Origin of the sequence: Flammeovirga kamogawensis (genome assembly GCF_018736065.1) — a bacterium.
Lineage (GTDB): Bacteria > Bacteroidota > Bacteroidia > Cytophagales > Flammeovirgaceae > Flammeovirga > Flammeovirga kamogawensis.
In genome coordinates this window covers 1503168-1523812 of record NZ_CP076129.1, presented here as the reverse complement: position 1 = coordinate 1523812, position 20645 = coordinate 1503168, and the positions used below count along the sequence as shown (strand labels likewise).

The 20645-nt window shown below is 31.9% G+C and carries 12 protein-coding genes; 3 read left to right on the top strand and 9 right to left on the bottom strand.

Translation table 11 applies throughout. The features are described from left to right. Positions 1–77 precede the first annotated feature (77 nt). Complete coding sequence (locus KM029_RS24080) at positions 78–272, bottom strand: hypothetical protein (RefSeq protein ID WP_144076353.1); 195 nt, start codon at positions 270–272, stop codon at positions 78–80. A gap of 144 nt (positions 273–416) precedes the next feature. On the opposite strand from KM029_RS24080, the gene KM029_RS24075 reads away from it, so the two are divergent. Next, positions 417–1025: a DUF975 family protein gene (locus KM029_RS24075; RefSeq protein WP_144076352.1), complete on the top strand. Its 609-nt coding sequence runs from the start codon at positions 417–419 to the stop codon at positions 1023–1025. Between the two features lie 156 nt (positions 1026–1181). Then, entirely contained in the window at positions 1182–3134 is a 1953-nt protein-coding gene (locus tag KM029_RS24070; RefSeq protein ID WP_144076351.1) for an acetoacetate--CoA ligase, read from the top strand. Between the two features lie 274 nt (positions 3135–3408). Here KM029_RS24070 and KM029_RS24065 read toward each other — a convergent pair whose 3' ends face one another. The 8 genes from KM029_RS24065 to KM029_RS24030 all read right to left on the bottom strand — a co-directional run bounded on the left by KM029_RS24065 (position 3409) and on the right by KM029_RS24030 (position 18026). Further along, positions 3409–3546, bottom strand: a complete 138-nt coding sequence (locus KM029_RS24065; protein ID WP_158631206.1) for a hypothetical protein — start codon at positions 3544–3546, stop codon at positions 3409–3411. Between the two features lie 195 nt (positions 3547–3741). Next, positions 3742–5382, bottom strand: a complete 1641-nt coding sequence (locus tag KM029_RS24060) for a RagB/SusD family nutrient uptake outer membrane protein (protein WP_144076350.1) — start codon at positions 5380–5382, stop codon at positions 3742–3744. 12 nt (positions 5383–5394) lie between these two features. Continuing rightward, positions 5395–8511 carry a SusC/RagA family TonB-linked outer membrane protein gene (locus KM029_RS24055; RefSeq protein WP_144076349.1) on the bottom strand — a complete coding sequence of 1039 codons (3117 nt, stop codon included), beginning with the start codon at positions 8509–8511 and terminating at the stop codon, positions 5395–5397. Positions 8512–8911: 400 nt separating this feature from the next. Further along, positions 8912–10579, bottom strand: a complete 1668-nt coding sequence (locus KM029_RS24050; RefSeq protein WP_144076348.1) for a RagB/SusD family nutrient uptake outer membrane protein — start codon at positions 10577–10579, stop codon at positions 8912–8914. Between the two features lie 12 nt (positions 10580–10591). After that, complete coding sequence (locus KM029_RS24045) at positions 10592–13687, bottom strand: SusC/RagA family TonB-linked outer membrane protein (RefSeq protein ID WP_158631205.1); 3096 nt, start codon at positions 13685–13687, stop codon at positions 10592–10594. 359 nt (positions 13688–14046) lie between these two features. Beyond that, positions 14047–15063, bottom strand: a complete 1017-nt coding sequence (locus KM029_RS24040) for a hypothetical protein (protein ID WP_144076346.1) — start codon at positions 15061–15063, stop codon at positions 14047–14049. Between the two features lie 533 nt (positions 15064–15596). Next, positions 15597–17204 carry a mechanosensitive ion channel family protein gene (locus tag KM029_RS24035; protein WP_144076345.1) on the bottom strand — a complete coding sequence of 536 codons (1608 nt, stop codon included), beginning with the start codon at positions 17202–17204 and terminating at the stop codon, positions 15597–15599. 153 nt (positions 17205–17357) lie between these two features. Next, positions 17358–18026: a VOC family protein gene (locus KM029_RS24030; protein ID WP_144076344.1), complete on the bottom strand. Its 669-nt coding sequence runs from the start codon at positions 18024–18026 to the stop codon at positions 17358–17360. 266 nt (positions 18027–18292) lie between these two features. Here KM029_RS24030 and KM029_RS24025 point away from each other — a divergent pair, with 266 nt between their 5' ends. Beyond that, complete coding sequence (locus KM029_RS24025; protein WP_205125526.1) at positions 18293–20632, top strand: glycoside hydrolase family 3 N-terminal domain-containing protein; 2340 nt, start codon at positions 18293–18295, stop codon at positions 20630–20632. Positions 20633–20645 lie beyond the last annotated feature (13 nt).

The following is a 20645-nucleotide window of genomic DNA, read 5'->3' as shown; positions in this document are numbered from 1 at the left end:
ATGAAAAAGCAAAAAAAATATTAAAAAGGTTATATTTTCAACTATCCAACTATCATTCCAAAATGAATAATCCATTTCTATTTATTCCTAAATAACAAAGGGCCTTCAAAAGGATATTTAATTATTTTTATTTCAGCTTGAGCTGTATTTCGATCAGTATCAACAGCATGACCATCCTTTGTTAAACAGTGTATCTCTACGTTATAATCAAAAGAAATCAGTACTAAAAAAAATGTTGATACCTCTACTAAAGTTCTAAGTTTGGTAGTCATAAAAAAATCAGGTAAATAAATAATATGTGCAAATATAGTTTTTTTAAATAAAGTATGATTCTTATTTCTATATATAAATCAATTATTTAGTTTAAATTCGTCATAACTTTTAATATTAACAATACGCTAATTATAATCTAAAAAATGACTGAAAATGCTGAATTAATGCGTCAATCAAGACAAGATCTTGAAGGGCGATGGGAATCTATTTTAGCCGTTTGTGCTGTACCTATTCTATACCAATCTTTAGTTTCAGGTGGTTCGTATATGTCGCCAGATACTCCAATTACAATCTTGAATATCTTTATTTTAGGTCCGCTTAATTTCGGTCTGAGCAGGTATTGTCTTAATTTCTCTAGAGGTAACGAAGCTGAATTTGGTCAAATTTTCCAAGGTTTTAATTTTATAGGCAAGAACATTATTGCAAATCTCTTAATTGGAATACTAATTACGCTTGCTGCTATTTTATTTATTATACCAGGAGTAATTGTCGGTTTAATGTTTTCTCAAACTTACTTTATCTTATCTGATAATGAAGATATGGGTGCTTGGGAGGCAATGCAACTAAGTAAAGAAATGATGAGAGGAAACAAAACAAAGTTATTCTTTTTATCTCTAAGATTCTTTGGATGGTTCTTATTATGTCTACTAAGCTTAGGTATTGGCTTTTTCATTTTGTCGCCTTACTATAACTTAACATTGGCTAAATTCTATGATGACATTAAAGGTAATGTTTATGTAGATCAGTATTAATAAATTGTATTAAAAAACACGTTTTGATACAAAAAAATTATCCTCTTGGTCTTAATGATTAAGAGGATTTTTTTATGTTGTTCTACAAGCCCTTCAATCTTATCAAAATGATTACTATCTTGACTATCGAAACAACACCACATACACAATAAACACATGAACACTATTAAACCACTATGGACTCCATCGAGAGAGTTTATAGCCTCAACTAACATTTTTCAGTTTGCTAAAAAAGTTTTTAAAAAAGAAGAGTACGATTATGCCAATTTACATCGTTTTAGTTGCAATAATTTAAACGAATTTTGGTCTGCTCTTTGGGATTTTTCATCTATTATTGGAACAAAGGGGGAGCCTCCTTTCTATATAGAAAATGATTTTATTTATAATGCTGAATTTTTCCCTAAAGCCACTTTAAATTATGCTGAAAACCTTCTTAGAAGAAGGGACGACCATATTGCACTTATTGGACGAATGGAAGGTGGTGGCAGAAAGCAATTATCGTATAAAGAACTTTATGATTTAGTAAGTAAACTAGCTTTTCAATTAAGAAAAGATGGCTTACAAAAAGGGGATAGAGTTGCTGGGTATATTCCCAATTGTATAGAAGCAGTTATAGGTATGCTTGCTGTAACTTCTATTGGTGCTGTATGGACATCTTGCAGTCCAGATTTTGGGTTTCAAGGAGTGTTAGATAGGTTTGGACAAGTTGAACCAAAATTTCTTATTGCTGCAAATGCTTATTCTTACAATGGGAAAATTCATAGTTGCTATACGCAATTAAAATCACTTTCAGAAAGTATTACTAGTATAGAAAAAATTATTGTTTTTGATTTTTTTACTGATGATTCTACTCCAACAGATATTGATAAAGTAGTTAAATGGGAAAACTATATTAATAATAATGCATCAGAGATCACCTTTGAACAATTACCTTTTAATGCACCTTTATTTATAATGTATTCTTCTGGTACTACAGGAAAGCCAAAGTGTATTATTCATAAAGTTGGAGGAGTATTGTTAGAACATCAGAAAGAACATTTACTCCATACAAATATTTCAGAAAAAGATATTTTCTTTTATTATTCTACATGCGGGTGGATGATGTGGAATTGGTTAGTAAGTGGTCTTGCTTGTGGAGCAACTTTAGTACTTTTAGATGGTAGTCCATTTTACCCAAATCATAACTATTTAATTGATCTAATAGATGAAGAAAATATTTCGATTTTTGGAGTAAGTGCTAAGTTCATAGGTGCATTATCAAAATTAGATGTTATACCTAAAGAAACACATCAATTAAGCTCCTTAAAAACCATTTTGTCTACAGGTTCTCCTCTAGCAGCAGAGCATTTTACTTATGTCTACTCTTCTTTTAAAAGTGATGTTCTGTTATCATCAATTTCTGGAGGAACAGATCTTATTGGTGCATTTGTTTCGGGCAACCCAACACTTCCCGTTTATGCAGGAGAATTACAATGTAAAGGGTTAGCCTTTGATCTTGATATTGTAGATGAAGAAGGTAACTCACTTCCAAAAGGAAAAGGAGAACTTATCTGCAGAAAAGCATTTCCATCTATGCCAATTGGTTTTTGGAACGATAGTAATAATGAACGCTATTTTAATGCCTACTATAAGCATTTTGATAATATTTGGGCACAAGGAGATTTTGCGGAAATAACACCTCAAAACGGTTTGATAATCCATGGCCGTTCCGATGCAGTATTAAATCCTGGAGGAGTAAGAATTGGAACAGCTGAAATTTACAGACAAGCCGTTAAAATAGATGAAGTACAAGAGTGTATCGCTATTGGACAAGTTTGGAAAGACGATTGCCGAGTTATTCTCTTTGTTATTCTAAAGGATAATATAAAATTAACTACAGATATAATTCATGATATAAAAAATATCATTAGAAAAAATGCTACACCTCGACATGTTCCAGCCAAAATTATTCAGGTAAAAGATATTCCTAAAACAAGAAGTGGTAAGATTGTCGAGTTAGCAGTTCGAAATGTAGTTCATGGAATTGAAGTAAAAAACACTGCGGCATTACAAAACCCAGAAGCACTCCACCTTTTTAAAAATATCAAAGAATTACAAACTGAGCAATAATTTAGCAGTACAAATACAGATAAGTTGAAACTAAAAAAGACTTCACATAGAATGTGAAGCCTTTTCAACTTATAGCTTAACTAATTAATTTTTTTAGGTCGTCTACACTAATTTTTATTACTAACTTTTTAAGTAACAATGTTACTAATGCAATACTACGACTTATTTTATATCTGTTGTGTTAAAAATATTTGAAACTATTTAACACATTGTTACTTGTCTTAATATCAGAATTTTAAAAAGGACTAAAACCCGAAACTATTCCAATCAATACTCAATCTATTAATAATGAAGACCCTTCCTCTGAAATAGTCAATTCAACAGATTTATATGATTTATTTGATTTCTCATCAATTTTTATTGCTACACTCATAATAAATATTGCAAATAATAATAAGAAAAATGATTTCATGGTTTTTAAATATGCTTTTTAATTATTGTCCTTCCTTTTACAGACTAAAGACAACTGAAATTGAAGTATGACAAAAAAATATAGTCTTTTTATCTTAAATAAATGTTATTCATTTTATCAATCAATTTTTAATAAAAAAAGAGATTGCCAATACGTAATCGACAATCTCTTTCTTATATCAGGTTTATATTATTTCTAATAACCTACATTCTGCTTAAAAGATGCATTCAAGTCTAATTCCTGCTGAGGAATAGGTAAGAAACCTCTCTTATTTTTATCAAAATTTACTAAATAACTTTCTACCGTTCCATAATCCCCGGTAATATTCTGTCCTTTACTATTAATGTATTTTAAATCAGAATCAGTAGGAAGAGTTAAAACATAGTTCTCTATATTCAATTCTTTAGCAGTATAATCAAGTCCTCTTCTCATAAGATCCCAATATCTATGTCCCTCAAAGGCTAATTCTAAACGTCTCTCTTTATAGATATTGTCTAGTGTTGCAGGCACTGATTGTAAACCTGCTCTTAACCTAACTTGATCAAGATATTGTTGTGATTTACCATTTCCTCCATCTAAGTTTAATTCTGCAGCCATCAATAATACATCTGCTAATCTAATGTAATGATAATTCTGATTATAATTTACCTCTGGAGAACCAGTTGAAGATTTGCGCCCTGCATGTGTAGTATATTTAAAACCAAACATTCCTGTATAATTATAATGCAACTCTAGGGTATTACCAATTTCTTCCTGATTATCAATTAAATCTTTGGCATATAAAATTGTTGAAGCCTTACGTGTATCATTTACAGAATATAAGTTTTCTAATTCTCTTGATGGAGCTCCAAATCCCCATCCTGATGCTAATAAATCATTCCCAAAATTTCTTGGTCCGGCCATAATACATTGGTAATTGCCTAATTTATTATGCGACCAATCGTAACCTCCAGTATTTGTAAAACAAATTTCAAAAAGTACTTCGGAGTTAAAATCACCTTTGCTATTAAATAAATCTGCATAATCTGCTACTAAAGTTGCTCCAGAATTTTGAATAACATCTTCTAGCATCGTAATCACCTCTGATTTTGAAAACTCTCCACCCCCTGCAATAGGCAAGGCTGATTTATTGTATACTCCAGTATAAAACATATATACTTTTGCTAATTCAGACATAGCAGCATATTTATTTAATCTGCCCGCGTCTTGCTCTGGTATTTCTACTGCCATTAAATCAATAGCCTCGATCATATCCTTTGCAACTTGAGCATACACTTCATCTGGTGAAGATTGCTGTACCGACTCCCAAGTATCTCCCGTAAGAGTTTCTAAAATTAAAGGAACATTTTCATAGTAACGAAGAAGCTCAAAATAATAATGTGCTCTTAGGAACATTGCTTCTCCTTTAAAATTATTTTTATCCTCTTTTTCATTCTCTTTAAAAACAATTTGATCATAACTACTTAAAAGAGTATTTGCCCTTTGGATACCAACATAGTTCTTATCCCACATTTTTGCACCTACATTACTTACTGCAGTTGCTTTAAAACGTGCCATATTTTGCCAATCAATCATATCAGTAGAGTTGGCTCCACCAGTATACATATCATCAGATAATATATCGGCAGTCATAGCTATTGGAATTGCTTGCCATTCAAAATTATCATTTCGAAGGATTTCATATATACCCACTAAAGCTTGTTTTGCTTCAACAGATGTCTTAAAAAACTCATCTTCACTTTGAGAATCTTTTGGCGTGATCTCTAAAAATTTTGAACATGATGTTCCAAAGAGACCAATAATTAAAGTCGCTAAAAATATATTTTGAAATTTCATTGAAGTATTTGATTAGAATGTAACGTTAAGACCAATTAAGTACGATGCTGCTGTGGGATAAGATCCCATATCAAATCCAGAATTCATCACATCATTAGTATTACCTGCTGCAGGGTCCATTCCAGAATAATTAGTAAATGTATAAAGGTTATTTCCTGATAAATAAATTCTACATCTAGACATACCTGCTTTTTTAGAAACAGATTGAGGTAAAGTATATCCTACTTGTACGTTCTGTAATCTTATATACGATGCATTTTCTATGTGCACCATATCATTCATCCAACTGTAATTATTATTGGTGTCATCGTGTGTAAATCTAGGCATTGTGTTAGACCCATTTTCTGGGGTCCAACTATCCATATATCTTGTTGTATAGTTTTGACTTTCAATCAAATCTACTCTTGTTGTTGCATTTATTCTTTCTGCACCTGCTTGACCTTGCCAGAACATTGAAAAATCGAATCCTTTATAATCAAATTTAATGGTTAAACCATAAGTCCAATCATGAACAGGAGACCCAATATCAGTTCTATCATTTTCATCAATTACACCATCACCATTGGTATCTGTGTAACGAATATCTCCGGCAACTGCATTCATTCCGTACATTTCGTTGTATTGTTGTGCTTCTGCTTCAGTTTGGAAAACTCCGTCTGTTTTGTAACCATAGAAATAAGGAAGTGAATGCCCTTCTTCCATCATCATATTTCCTGACATTCCATGCAAACCACCTCCATAAATTTTACCATCAGTATTATTTACTTCAGTTACTGTATTATCATTATAAGAAGCATTTGCAGTTACTGAGTACTTAAAAGGATTCTTATTATTCTGATAAGTTAAAGCTAATTCAACACCTTTGTTTTGCACTGTTCCCAAATTTGTAATTGGGTTATCTAAACCTGTATAACCCGGTACCGGTTTTGTGCCTAATAGATCCTGACGTTCTCTAGAATAAACATCCATTGTTGCTAATAGTGCATCATCAAAAAAGCCTGCGTCTACACCAAAGTTAAATTCTTGGGCTGCCTCCCATTTTAAATCTGGGTTCTCCATTCTTGTAAGACCATAACCTGGTACTGGAACTCCATCATACCCTAAAGGGTAAGAAGCTGTTTGACCAAAAGTTGACATATAACCAAATGGAGGGATATTTTCGTTACCAACTTTACCCCAAGAAGCTCTTAGTTTTAAGAAGTTTATAGTTTCATTATACTTCAAAAAGTCTTCATTTGTAACTACCCAACCTGCTTGCAAAGAAGGAAAGAATCCATATTGATAATTAGGACCAAAATTAGATGAACCATCATAACGGATAGTGGCACTGAATAAATACTTTTCATCATAATCATAACCTACTCTACCAAAATAAGATAGTAACCTATGGTCATACATTCCGCCATCTGACTTTTGATCAGCCTCAGAACCATTACCTACATAACCGTATTCCCAACCAGGTAATTGCATATTAGAAGCAGATCCATAAACATCTGTTCCAGAACTTTGACGCATTGTCATTCCGCCAAGAGCAGAAAATTTATGAACATCATTAAAAGTCTTGTCATAAGTTACAATGTTTTCCCATTGCCAAGTATCGTATTGACCTTGAGACTGGTTTACAGAACTTGTTGTAACCATATTTACAGGGTTATAATATGCCTCTGGCGAATAATTTCGATTGGCCCAAGAACCAGATTCAATACCAAAATCAGTTTTAAACCTTAATCCTTCTACATTCATTGGTTTATATTCTAAGAATACATTTCCAATAAATTTATTTGATAAATTTTCCTCATTTGTGGTTTCAATTTGAGCAAGAGGATTTACAATTTCTCTTAACGCCTGATCCGAAATACCATAATATTGTCCATTACTTCCTTTTACAGGTGAAGGAGACATCCCGTCATAAACTTCTATTTTTTGAGGATCTGTCTCATAAACTGGTGTTAACGGATCATGTAAAAGTCCATTTTGTAATACAGAACCAAATTGATCTTGCTCATGAATACCACTTTTCTCTTCACGAACATAAGTTACATTTACACCTGCATTTAAAGTATTCGATATTTTATGCGTTGAATTTAACCTGAAAGTATATCTATCAAATTGTGATTTTTCGGGTGCCACAATACCTTCTTGCCCAAAGTAACTCATACTTGCTAAATATGTAGAATTTTCAGATCCTCCTGAAGAAGATATACTATGACTTTGGATTGGAGCTGTTTCAAACATTTCATTCTGCCAATTCGTATCCACTGAAGGGTTTGCAATATCACTTTCAGAATAAATTGGCGACCTTCCTGCATTTACTGCTCCTTGGTTATGTAACGACATGTATTGAGATGCATTTAATACATCTGATGTATTTGAAGCATGCTGAATACCATAATAGCCATCATAAGTAATTGTTGACTCTCCAGATTTACCTTTTTTAGTGGTAATCATAATTACACCATTTGCTCCACGAGAACCATAAATTGCAGAAGATGCAGCATCTTTAAGCACCTCCATTGATGCAATATCATTTGGGTTAAGAAAATCAATATTATCCATTTGCATTCCATCAACCACAAATAAAGGAGAGTTACTCCCATTAGATCCCGTACCACGAACTCTAATATCTACACCTGCTCCAGGTTGGCCAGAAACACTATTTACCATAACACCCGGGGTTCGTCCTTGTAAGGCTTGGGCTGCACTACTTACAGGAGTTTCTGTAATTTCATCTGCTTTTACTCCAGCAATAGCTCCTGTAACAACGCTTTTCTTTTGAACTCCATAACCTACAACTACAACTTCTTCAAGTTGCTCAACATCTTCTATCAAAGATACATTTACATTACTAATAGAAGTTACATCTATCTCTTGAGGTAAATAACCAATAAAAGAAAAAGTTAAAAATTGAGGTCCATCACCTACTTCAATAGAAAATTCTCCATCAAAGTTTGTTATAGTTCCAATAGTTGTGCCTTTAATGGCAACATTTACACCGGGAAGTGACATACTTCCATTTTGATCAATAACTTTTCCTGATATTTTCCGCCCTTGGGCTTGAATATTTAAAGAGACAGTAAAGATTATTAAAATTGATAATAATAGATTTTTAAAAAACCGTAAAGATTTCATTCCATATTAGGTTTAGAAGTTGATAGTATATTAAAACAATCTATATATAAGTTTGCTGCAAAATAAAGACGTCTACTACAGATTGTGATACAATGTTACATTTATTAAGTGTAAAAAAACAACTTCCATATTTTGAGGCATTTTTTATGTTATCACTTAACAATAACAATGTAACCTATTGGTTTCTAATACTAAGAATAAAAATTATAACACTGAATACACGATTATAATCATTAAACAAAAACTATTATTTAACAACGTTTAGAATAGATTCGAAAGATTTTAATAGATATTAATTTATACATTCCTTAAAAACATAATGCACAAAAAAAAGAAGCAAATACCAATGGTATTCACTTCTTTACTATTTGTCTAATTATTTATATCAAGTTTAATCGCTTTAATAACCCGTATTTTGTTTAAAACCGGCATTTAAATCAAGTTCTCTTTGTGGAATGGGAAGAAACCCTCTTTTCCCAATATCAAAGTTTACTTCAAAGTCTATAGGGTTTCCAACATCGCCCGTTAGATTTTGTCCATTTTTCATGTATTCATCACCTTCGTTTGTTGGTTGAGTTAAAATATACCCATTAACATCAAGTTCTTGTTTTGCATAAGAAAGTCCTCTTCTCAATACATCAAAATAACGATGTCCCTCCATTGCTAATTCAAGTCTCCTTTCCATAAAAATATCATCTAAAGAAACTCCAGACACAGGAGTTAATCCTGCCCTAGTTCTCACTCTATTTACATAATCATCTGCTTTACCTTGGTTACCTGTAGATAAATGAAGTTCTGCAGCCATTAAATAAACATCTGCTAAACGTATATAATGGTAATTTTGGTCGTAATTTAATTCTGGTGTTCCTGCATCTGTTCTACGGTAAGCATGTGTAGTATATTTGTAAGTAAACATGCCCGTATAAGTATAATGCCATTCTAGATTAGGAGAAAAAGGATCATCTCCCTCATAATCTTCTTGCTCTTTATCTACTAGTTCCTTTGCATAAATAATTGTTGATGCTTTTCGAAGGTCTCCTTCAACAAATAAACTTTCAAGTTCTCTAGTAGGCGATCCAAAACCCCAACCTTGTGCTAAAGTTGTAGAATTATGGCCTCTTGGCCCTGCCATTGTACATTGGTAGTTACCTAGTTTATTATGCGACCAATCACCAGTTCCTGTATTGGCGAAACAGATTTCAAAAAGTACTTCTTGATTAAAATTACCATTCTGGTTAAATAAGTCCTCATATTTAGCAGATAATGTTTTTCCAGATTTTGTAATAATCTCTTCTAACATATTTACAGCATCTTGTTGTGTAAATGCATTACTATCTTCTACAGGCATTTCAGATTTTTGATATACACCCGTATAAAACATAAACATTTTAACCAATTCTGCTTTTGCTGCCCATTTAGTCAATCTACCTAAATCATTTTCGGGGTGTTGATCAGACATTAATGGTATAGCATCAATCATTTGTTTGGCTGCGTAAGCATACGCCTCATCTGGGTTAGACTGTTCTACAGCTTCCCAATCACTACCATTTAAAGTAGTTCTAACAACTGGAACATTTTCAAAATAGCGTAATACTTCAAAGTAGTAGTGTCCTCTAAGAAATAACGCTTCTCCTTCAATATTGCTTTTCAATTCAGCTTCACTAGCCTTAAAATCTATTTGATCATAACTTGTTAAAAGTGTAGTAGCTCTTTGAATACCAACATAACATTTTTTCCAAGTTTTAGCACCTTGGTCTCCAATTGCTCTGGCATCAAACCTTGCCATTTGTTGCCAACCTAGCATATCTGTGGCATTAGAGCCGCCTGTATACACATCATCAGACATTACATCTGCAGTAAGTGCCATTGGCATAGCTTGCCAATCTAAATTATCATTTCTTAGTAACTCATATGTACCAATCAAAGCTTGTCTTGCCTCTGTAGAAGTTCTAAAAAATGAATCTTGATCTTGTGAATCTTTTGGATCGATATCCAAGAATTTATTACATGATGATGCAGTAACCAATAGCATCAAAATGGTTGATATATATATATTAAATTTTCTCATTATGAAGTTCGATTAGAATGTTACGTTAAGACCTACTAAGAATGAGCGAGCCTGAGGATATGAACCCATATCAAAACCAGAACCCATTGCTCCACCATGTCCCATTTCTGGATCTAAACCTGAATAATCCGTGAATGTCAATAAATTATTACCAGATACGTATACTCTTAGGCGTTGCATTCCTGCTTTCTCTGAGATTACTTTTGGCAAAGTGTAACCAATTTGAACATTCTTTAGTCTTAAATAAGAAGCATCTTCGATGTGTACCATGTCATTCATCCACAAATAATTATTATTTGTATCGTCATGCGTAAAACGAGGCATTGTATTCGATCCATTTTCTGGAGTCCAACTATCTAAATAACGTGTATTATAATTTTGCTCAGATAATAAATCCTGACGCGTTGAAGCATTCATCATTTTACCACCTGCTTGACCTTGCCAGAACATAGAGAAATCGAACCCTTTATATTCCGCTCTCAATGTTAAACCGTATGACCAACTATGCACAGGTGAACCAATGTCTGTTCTGTCATTTTCATCAATGACACCGTCACCATTTGTATCCATATATCGAATATCTCCTGGTTTTGCATTCATACCATACATTTCATTGTACTTTTGTGCGTCGGCCTCCGTTTGTAAAATTCCATCCGTTTTAAACCCATAGAAAAAGGGTAAAGAGTGCCCTGTAGCCATAGCCATATTACCTACAGTATTATGTAAACCGTCTCCAAAAATAAATCCATCAGAGTTATTTACAGCAGTCACTTTATTATCATTATATGCTACATTACCAGTAACTGAATATTTAAATTCTCCTTCGTTATTCTGATACGTCAATGCCAATTCAATACCTTGGTTTCTTACTGTTCCCAAGTTTGTAATTGGGTCTTCTTGACCTGTATAATCTGGTACTGGCTTGTTACCTAATAAATCTTGTCTTTCTCTTGAGTAAATATCAACATTGGCCTGTAGCATATCATTAAAGAAACCTACATCTATACCCACATTAAATTCTGCAGCTGCCTCCCAACGTAAATCTGGATTAGCCATTCTTGTTAAACCATACCCAGGTTGTGGAACACCATTAGGCCCTAATGGGTAAGAAGGTGTACTACCAAATGCTGAAAGATATCCGAAAGGTGGAATATTCTCGTTACCAACTTTACCCCAAGAACCTCTTACTTTTAAGAAATTAACGGTCTCATTATATTTCAAGAAATCTTCGTTAGATAATACCCATCCTGCTTGTATAGAAGGGAAAAATCCAAATTGATGATTAGGTCCAAAGTTTGATGAACCATCATAACGCATTGTTGCACTAAAAAGGTATTTTTCTTTGTAATCATACCCCACTCTACCAAAGAAAGACATTAACCTATGGTCGTAAAAGCCACCATTTGATTTTTGTGAATTATCATCAGATCCATTACCAACATAACCATAATCCCAACCTGGTAACTGTAGTTGATTTCTAGATCCCCATAAATCTGTACCTGTACTCTGGCGCATCGTCATACCGCCCAATACATTAAATTTATGATCGTCATTAATTTTAAATTCATACATCGCAGTGTTTTCCCATTGCCAAGTACTGTACTCTCCCATGCTCTGATTTACAGAACTTGCTGCATTTTGATTAACAGAGTTATAATACACTTCTGGAGAATATCCTCTATTTGCCCATGAACCTATATCAATACCAAAATCCGTTTTTACTGTTAAACCTTTTAATCGAACTGGTTTAACCTCAACAAATGCATTACCTATAAACTTATTTGTAATGTTATCTTCATATGTATTATGGATTTTTGCAACAGGGTTTACAATTTCTCTTAGCTGGCGATCAGAAATACCGTAATAAGAGCCTTGATTTCCAGTAATTGGATTTACATGGTTAGGGTTATATGCTGGCTTTACAGGGTAAGCATCATATTCATTATCTCTAGTATAATCATACACAGGAGTTAATGGATCATGTAATAATGCATTCTGAATTGATCCACCAAATTGTTGATTTTCTTCAATTCCACTTCTCTCTTCTCTCACAAAAGTAGCATTTACCCCTACTTTTACTGATTCTGATACTTTATGAGAAGTGTTTAAACGGAAGGTATATCTTTCAAATTGTGATTTCTCTGGGGCAATAATTCCATCTTGACCAAAATAACCAAAACTTGCTAAATAATTTGAACTTTCTGTACCTCCAGAAGATGAAATACTATGACTCTGAATTGGTGCAGTTTGGAATATTTCGTTCTGCCAATTTGTATCGTTTGCAGGATTGGCAATTTGCCCATCAGAGTAAATTGGTTGACCTCCTGCGTTAACTGCACCTTGATTATGTAAAGTCATATATTGTTGTGCATTTAGTAAAGGCGATTCTCTCCAAGCATTTTGCACTCCATAATAACCATCATAAGTAACGGTTGACTTACCTGACTTTCCTTTTTTAGTTGTAATCATTACAACACCGTTTGCTCCTCTAGAACCATAAATAGCAGAAGAAGCTGCATCCTTCAACACTTCCATAGACTCAATATCATTCGGATTTAAGAAATTAATATCGTCCATTTGCATTCCATCTACTACAAATAAAGGCGTATTATGTCCGTTAGAACCCGTACCACGAATTCGGATATCGACTCCAGCTCCAGGTTGCCCAGAAACATTTGTTACTAAAACACCTGGTGTTCTACCTTGTAAAGACTGTGCTGCATTACCAACAGGTGTTTCTGTAATTTCTTCAGATTTAACTGAAGCAATAGCACCTGTTACAACACTTTTCTTTTGTACTCCATATCCCACAACAACTACTTCTTCTAATTGTTCTACATCTTCATCTAGAGAAATATTAAATGTTGTTTTTGTCCCTATCGTTTCAATTTTCTGAACATACCCAATGAATGAAAAAATTAAATTCTTATCATTAGGTCCGACTTGTAAAGAAAATTTACCATCAAAATCTGTAATCGTACCTGTCGAAGTCCCTTCTATAGATACGTTAACCCCAGGTAGAGGCATTCCTTCAGAAATATCTGACACACTTCCAGATATTGTTTTCTCCTGTGCTGATACATTATTAGTACATAAAAGTGTACCCATAAAAAGTATAGACGTGACCAGGAACTGTATTAGTTGTATTGGTTTAGTACGCATAAAATTGGTTTAAAAAATTTCTGAATAGGCTAAGTAATCAATCTGCAGATATAAATTAGGTTTAGCTTTTTTGATTTTTAGTTCATGCAATTTTAAGTACTATAAGTGTAAAATCACAACTTCACCAATAACTGTTAATTCTGACATTATCAATCAAAAAAAACGACATATAACAATGAATTTCAATTAAATACACAAACAGTGTACTTTGTTGCATTTCAACACATTTCATTTAAAAAAAATAGATATTTAACAGGTATTACAATAAATAATGTTTGTTTTAAACTATTTTAATTACACAAATATTAATAATCTCCTGCAATCTTAATTATTTTCACCTCTCTACCTTGTATAAAATGTAAAATCAAAAACTTATTCTGTTGCGATAAGTTGATTTCTTGTTCGCCCTGTACTTTACTTCTACTATATATTAATTCTCCTTGCAAAGAGAATACATTAATTCCATAGTTTTGATTATTATTTACATCAACAATAAAAGTTGAAAGTTGATTTGATTTCAATTTTACTATTGTTTGTAAATCAAAAGTTGAGGTAGTATAAACCAATGGTCCAAAAAATTCATATTTACCATCTAAATCAACTTGCTTTAACCTGTAATAAACTTTTCCATGTCTTATTTTTGAGTCTATAAACTGATAATCTATCAATACAGCACTATTACCCGCCGATTTTACCTCCCCAATCTTAGAAAAGTGTCTCATATCAGTACTTACTTCAATTTCAAACTTTGAAGAATTTTGTTCAGAGGCTGTTTGCCATTCTAAAATAATTAAATCGTTTTCAACTTTACTCGTAAAAGAAATTAACTCAACTGGTAACTCTATATCATCTGGTTCTGTAATGTTACAATTTGTAAAATTATGAACAAGTCCCTCATCAAATGCTGAAGTTTGCGCCCCGTTGTCATGGTCAACACCATTTGTTACACTGTATGTGAAGAAAAATCGAGAATCATTATCTAATTCTGTTCCTACAGTTAATGACCAAGAATCATCACCATTATCTATCATGTTATAACCAATGTAATCTCCTAAATCAAAACAATCATTCTCATCAGATTGGCATTTATAAAATGTAACATACTTATTACCTCCAATATTTGTCTCTGCGACTCCATCTTTTAAAGCATAAAAAACTAAAGTAGTTGTTCCGATATTTAATTCTCTTGAATAAGAGTAATCCAAATCTAAGGGATTATCAGGATCAGTAAAACCATAACCATCACATTCTACAACTTGAGCAAAGACAAATTGCATTTGAAATAAAAGTAATGTCGATAGAATAATAATAAATGATTTCATAGTACGCTTAGAGGTTTGTTATTATTACAAATGACTCACTTTAAGTTGTTAAAGTCCATTTCAGAACCTCTACATTACCTCACAACACCCTATATTTTTATTCAACACTAACTCTACATACATACGACATTATCTATATAAAAGCTTAAAACTAACTTCCTGATGTCAGTTTTTTTGATAAAGTAAAAGATAGTCGAATACACAGTTTTAAAATAAAATTCATCCTTATTAACAATTGAAAAAGATACTTTAACGCGCTAAACTATAATCTAAAATTTCATTAATCGATATTCGTTTTAAGCTTAACACTAATTTTATTGACATCTTTTATTACTTAGAAATGGAAAATAATACTACAAAAACCAGTGATTTTGAGATTAAATATGAGAATGGAAAAGTGGTTATTTACCAAAATAATCAATACGTTAAAACATTCCACAGTAAACTAATGGCCTTAGGTTTTATAAACAGAAATGGTTTTAAATTTTAAATGCAAAAGGTAGAATATTGATAAAAATATTCTACCTTTTTTATTATTCTTCACTATCAGAATCTTTGTTTAAATATAACGTTTGCGTTGGGAATGCAAACTCAACACCAAGATCTTCTGAGAGTTTTATGACAGCCAACATTACTTCTTCTCTAGATTTTAATTCTACATCTCTTGTATTTGTCTTGAAAAACATGTAGAAATAAATATCAAGTGAACTTGCTGCAAATTCATATAAATGAACGTGATAATTATCTTCTCTTGTAAGGGGATGATTTTTGACAATTTCTCTGATACCATCAACAAATTTTTCAATCTTTTCTCGAGGTGTATTGTATGTTATTGAGATAGTAGTCATGTATCTTCTAAAATTTCTTTTCCCTTTATTATTTACCTTATTATCAGAAACCATACTATTAGGAATTACTACTACAGAATCCTCAAAAGTTCGAATTTTTGTAGTTCTAAACCCTATTTCTTCTACAATACCATCTAAATTATCTACAGAAATGTAATCCCCTACTTTAAAAGGTTGGTCTGTAAATAACATTATAGAACCAATGAAATTCTTAACTGTATCTTGTGCCGCAAATGCTATAACTAAGCCACCTACTGAAATACCTGCAACAAGATTTTTAACATTATAACCCAATAATTTTAATGCTATTCCAACCCCTAGAATTAAAGCAACAATTCTTAAAGAAGATTTTAATATTGGCGATAACTGTTCATTGTAATTGAAGCTTGTAGACTTTCTCTTAAAATTAAGTTGATAAACAAATAAATCTGGTGTACGATACAATAAAACCATCAATGATAAAGCAAAAACTAATTTACTTGCCATTGATAAAAAATAAGACAATGAATTATTTAATAGTAGTAACGGAATAAGCCAATAATAAGCAGCGGAAAGAATTGTGAGCATTAAAGGTGTCTCATAAGCATTGATCACTTTCCATAGAAAATACTCTTCGTGTTTACCTGAAAGAATTTTTTTTAGAATAACAGATAGCAATAACTTCGTCATCCAATAAGCCAAAATTAATAATAATCCAACTATTATTAATGCAATAACTTGCCATAGACGAATACCCATGAACATCTGGTTACCAACTTTAATTTTTGTAATAAATTTTACAAATTTTCGTGAATAACTTGGGTATGTTTTATTAAAAATTATTGATATCTGTCCAGTTGAAAATCTAGAATAATGCCAATTTCCAGATGGGGATCTTACAAGATAAATATCTTGTAAATCATCAGAAATAGTAAATCGATTAGTATTTGTTTTTTTATCTTTATAATCCTTTTGAAGAGAAAGATCTACATTATAAGGGTAGATACCTTTTGCTCTATAAATTAATTTTAATTCTGTAGCAAGTTCCTTTCGTCGGTCTAAACTCCATATAGTAGGATTGAATGCTTCAGCTGCCACATCTGGATAAAAATCTCTTACATCTAAAAAATTTAAATGTGTGTGGAATGCATGGTATGGAGAGCTCAGAGAGTATTCTACTCCTTCTTTTGTATGAAAGGTATAGAAATCATGATCATTAGGAAAACTCTCTAAAATATTTTCTTTTTCTTCCTGTTGGCTAAAACTTACTAAAGATGAGAATATTAAGACTAATAATACGATAATATTTTTCATAAATAACAATGAAATGATAATAGGAGCTTAGACAAAAACATACCTCTCCTTGATAACACGTAAAACAAATCGACCTTCCGATTAGTTTTATTTCATTCGTTTTTTACTTTATAAACTATTCAGTTTCCTATTTTCTCTAATTTTGTTGCTATTTTATACTTTTTCAATCGATAATTCTGAATCATTAAATGTTACTTTAAAATTTATTTCATTAGAAGAAATCCAAGTAATAAAATCAGAATATTGTATAGTATCATCTACTGGAAACCATTTTTTCTTTTGTGGATCAACACAAATAAACAAACCATGCTCATCTCCTACTGCTAAAAATTTTTGAAAAGTACCATCATAAATAGTAATGTCCAATTTATTGAGTGTTTTGTATGTTTCTTCCAAATTTATAGTTGCTATACCTATCTCTGAAATAGACAAACATTGAGATAAATCAAAAGGTACTTTGATAGTATTTTTTAAATTCCGTCTACTTATAAACTCTACGATGTTTTCATCAGCATCATAAAAATAGATGGCTTTAGCATTCCAATTCTCAAAATTTTGAATATGCTGATTTTCATAGGTCAGTAATTCAACTTTATCTTTCAAAAAATCTACGGTTTCTTTTTCTCCAAATGCAGGAATATTAATTGCAAAATGATAAGGAGTTGACTTTACTGTAGCTCTAAATTCAAGAAGAGAATTTCCAATCTTAAAATTAAAATAATCATCCTTAATTTCTGAAATTGTAAAGCCTAAAATATCTTCATAAAATGTTTTCTGCTTCGTTAAATTTGAAGTGTATACTACTACTTTTATAAAATTCATTTCCTATAGTTTATTGTTAAAGTTAAAAGCTAAATAGTTTACATTTTTCTTTATAAAAGTTAAATACTGAAAGAATGTAGTATTCATAATCTTTACACAAAAGTATACATACTACACTTAAATAAAAATGAATCAATAAAACTAGCTTATTTATTACAACATCGACTCATTTTCATTACGACATTATTACGTATTCAAGAATTAAATCTATCATTTTAATACTGCTAGAGGGGTAAATGATGTATTATTGCAATACACAAAATGAAATGAATAAACCAGAACATATATTCAATACCAACATGTTGAAACGAACTTTTTTTGGATTTCTAATAATTGGAACTATTGTTTTAATTGCAGGAAAACCATCTGATGACCATGGCACTGATGAACGTGTAGAAGCTTTATTAAAGCAAATGACTTTAGCTGAGAAAATTGGTCAAATGACACAGGTTACATTAGAAGTAATTTCTAAAGGTGAATCTCCATTTAATATGGATAAACCTTGGGAGTTAGACATGGAGAAAATTCATGAAGTTATTGTAAATTATCATGTTGGATCAATCTTAAATACTGGTGGAGTTGTACGTACACCTGAAGAGTGGAATAAAGTGATTACAACTATACAAAATGTAGCTACTAAAGACACCAGACTTAATATACCAGTAATATATGGAATAGATGCAATACATGGCATGTATGGAGCGGGAGCTACTTTATACCCACATGAGGTTGGATTAGCAGCTACATGGAATCCAACTATTGCATATGATGTTGCCAAACTATCTGCATATGAAACAAAAGCAGCTTCAATACCTTGGGTATTTAGCCCCACTTTAGACTTAGGGATAGACCCTAGATGGCCTAGGCAATATGAAGGCTTTGGAGAAGACCCTTATTTATCTAGTGTTTTAGGTGTTGCATCTGTAAAAGGATTTGAAGGAGAGAACATTGGCGATAAGAATAATGTTGCCTCTTGCTTAAAACATTACGTAGGTTATGGTAACCCAAAAAGTGGTAAAGATAGAACACCAGCTTGGATTCCTGAACCATTTTTAAGAGAGTATTTTTTACCTCCTTTCCAAAAAGCTATTGAAGCTGGTGCAAGGTCTATTATGGTGAACTCTGGCGAAATTAATGGTATGCCTGTTCATGCTAGTAATAAATTTTTGAAAGAAATATTAAGAGATGAACTTGGCTTTAAAGGTGTTGTAGTTACAGATTGGTTTGACATCAATAACCTAGTAGAAAGACATCATGTTGCTGCAAATAAAAAAGCTGCTATAAAAATGGCTATTGATGCAGGTGTAGACATGTCTATGGTCCCTTATGATATTGAATTTTGTAAATTATTACTTGAATTAGTTAAAGAAGGAAAAATTTCTGAAGCAAGAATTGACCAATCTGTAAGAAGAATTTTACAACTTAAATTAGACCTTGATTTATTTGAGAACCCAACTTATAATTACAAAGAATATCCAGAATATGGAGGATTCAAACATCATCAAATTGCGCGTAATGCCGCACTAGAATCAATTACTTTATTGAAAAATAAAAACGATATTTTACCTCTACAAAAAGATGCTAAAATACTAGTTACAGGTCCTAATGCTAATTCAAATAGAACATTAAATGGTGGTTGGTCATATACTTGGCAAGGTGAAGAGACTGATATTCATGCTAAAGATCATAATACCATTTACGAAGCGTTAATAAGCTATTCATCACCAGAAAACATAACTTTTGTTCAAGGCGTGGAATACCCAAAAGAAGAAGCTGATTATAAAATTGACCGAATTGTAGATATTGACAAAGCCGTTGTTCAAGCTCAAAATGTTGATTATATCTTGCTGTGCTTAGGTGAAAACACCTATACAGAAAAGCCTGGTGACTTAGATGAATTAACACTATCTAAAAATCAAATCACTTTAGCTAACAAAATGATTGAAACGGGCAAACCTGTTATTCTTATTTTAAATGAAGGCAGACCAAGAATATTTAATGCTATTGAACAAGATATGACTGCTGTTGTACAAACTTATTTACCAGGTAACGAAGGAGGAAATGCACTTGCAGAAATTCTTTATGGCGATGTTAATCCATCTGGAAAATTACCTTACACCTACCCTCGTTATACGAATGATCTAGTGCCTTATTATCATAAATTCTCTGCTTCTACAGCACATAATGATGGTAATATCAATAACAACCATGAAATAAATTCTCAATATGAATTTGGTTTCGGATTAAGTTACACAACTTTTGAATATTCTGAATATCAAATATCTAAAAATAATTACTCTCCTGATGAGTCTATAGAAGTAAGTATAAAAGTAACTAATACAGGTGATAGAAAAGGTAAAGAAGTTGTTCAATTATACACTACAGATTTAGTTGCTTCTTTGTCTCCTTCAGTAAAACGGTTGAGAAGATTTAAAAAAGTTGAATTAAAAGCGGGTGAATCAAAAACCGTTCAATTTTCACTTCCAATTAAAGAATTATCGTTCATTGGTCATAATAACAAACCGTTATTAGAAGCTGGTGATTTCAAAATAAATTGCGGCGGATTTACTAAAGATTTTGTCTTATCTGATTCACAAAAATTATAACTACATCTCTAAA

Coding starts and splice junctions, on each gene's coding strand:
- KM029_RS24075 (WP_144076352.1), top strand. CDS start 417: ATGACTGAAAATGCTGAATTAATGCGTCAATCAAGACAAGATCTTGAA.
- KM029_RS24070 (WP_144076351.1), top strand. CDS start 1,182: ATGAACACTATTAAACCACTATGGACTCCATCGAGAGAGTTTATAGCC.
- KM029_RS24035 (WP_144076345.1), bottom strand. CDS start 17,204: ATGAAAAATATTATCGTATTATTAGTCTTAATATTCTCATCTTTAGTA.
- KM029_RS24050 (WP_144076348.1), bottom strand. CDS start 10,579: ATGAGAAAATTTAATATATATATATCAACCATTTTGATGCTATTGGTT.
- KM029_RS24025 (WP_205125526.1), top strand. CDS start 18,293: ATGAATAAACCAGAACATATATTCAATACCAACATGTTGAAACGAACT.
- KM029_RS24060 (WP_144076350.1), bottom strand. CDS start 5,382: ATGAAATTTCAAAATATATTTTTAGCGACTTTAATTATTGGTCTCTTT.
- KM029_RS24055 (WP_144076349.1), bottom strand. CDS start 8,511: ATGAAATCTTTACGGTTTTTTAAAAATCTATTATTATCAATTTTAATA.
- KM029_RS24040 (WP_144076346.1), bottom strand. CDS start 15,063: ATGAAATCATTTATTATTATTCTATCGACATTACTTTTATTTCAAATG.
- KM029_RS24045 (WP_158631205.1), bottom strand. CDS start 13,687: ATGGGTACACTTTTATGTACTAATAATGTATCAGCACAGGAGAAAACA.
- KM029_RS24080 (WP_144076353.1), bottom strand. CDS start 272: ATGACTACCAAACTTAGAACTTTAGTAGAGGTATCAACATTTTTTTTA.
- KM029_RS24065 (WP_158631206.1), bottom strand. CDS start 3,546: ATGAAATCATTTTTCTTATTATTATTTGCAATATTTATTATGAGTGTA.
- KM029_RS24030 (WP_144076344.1), bottom strand. CDS start 18,026: ATGAATTTTATAAAAGTAGTAGTATACACTTCAAATTTAACGAAGCAG.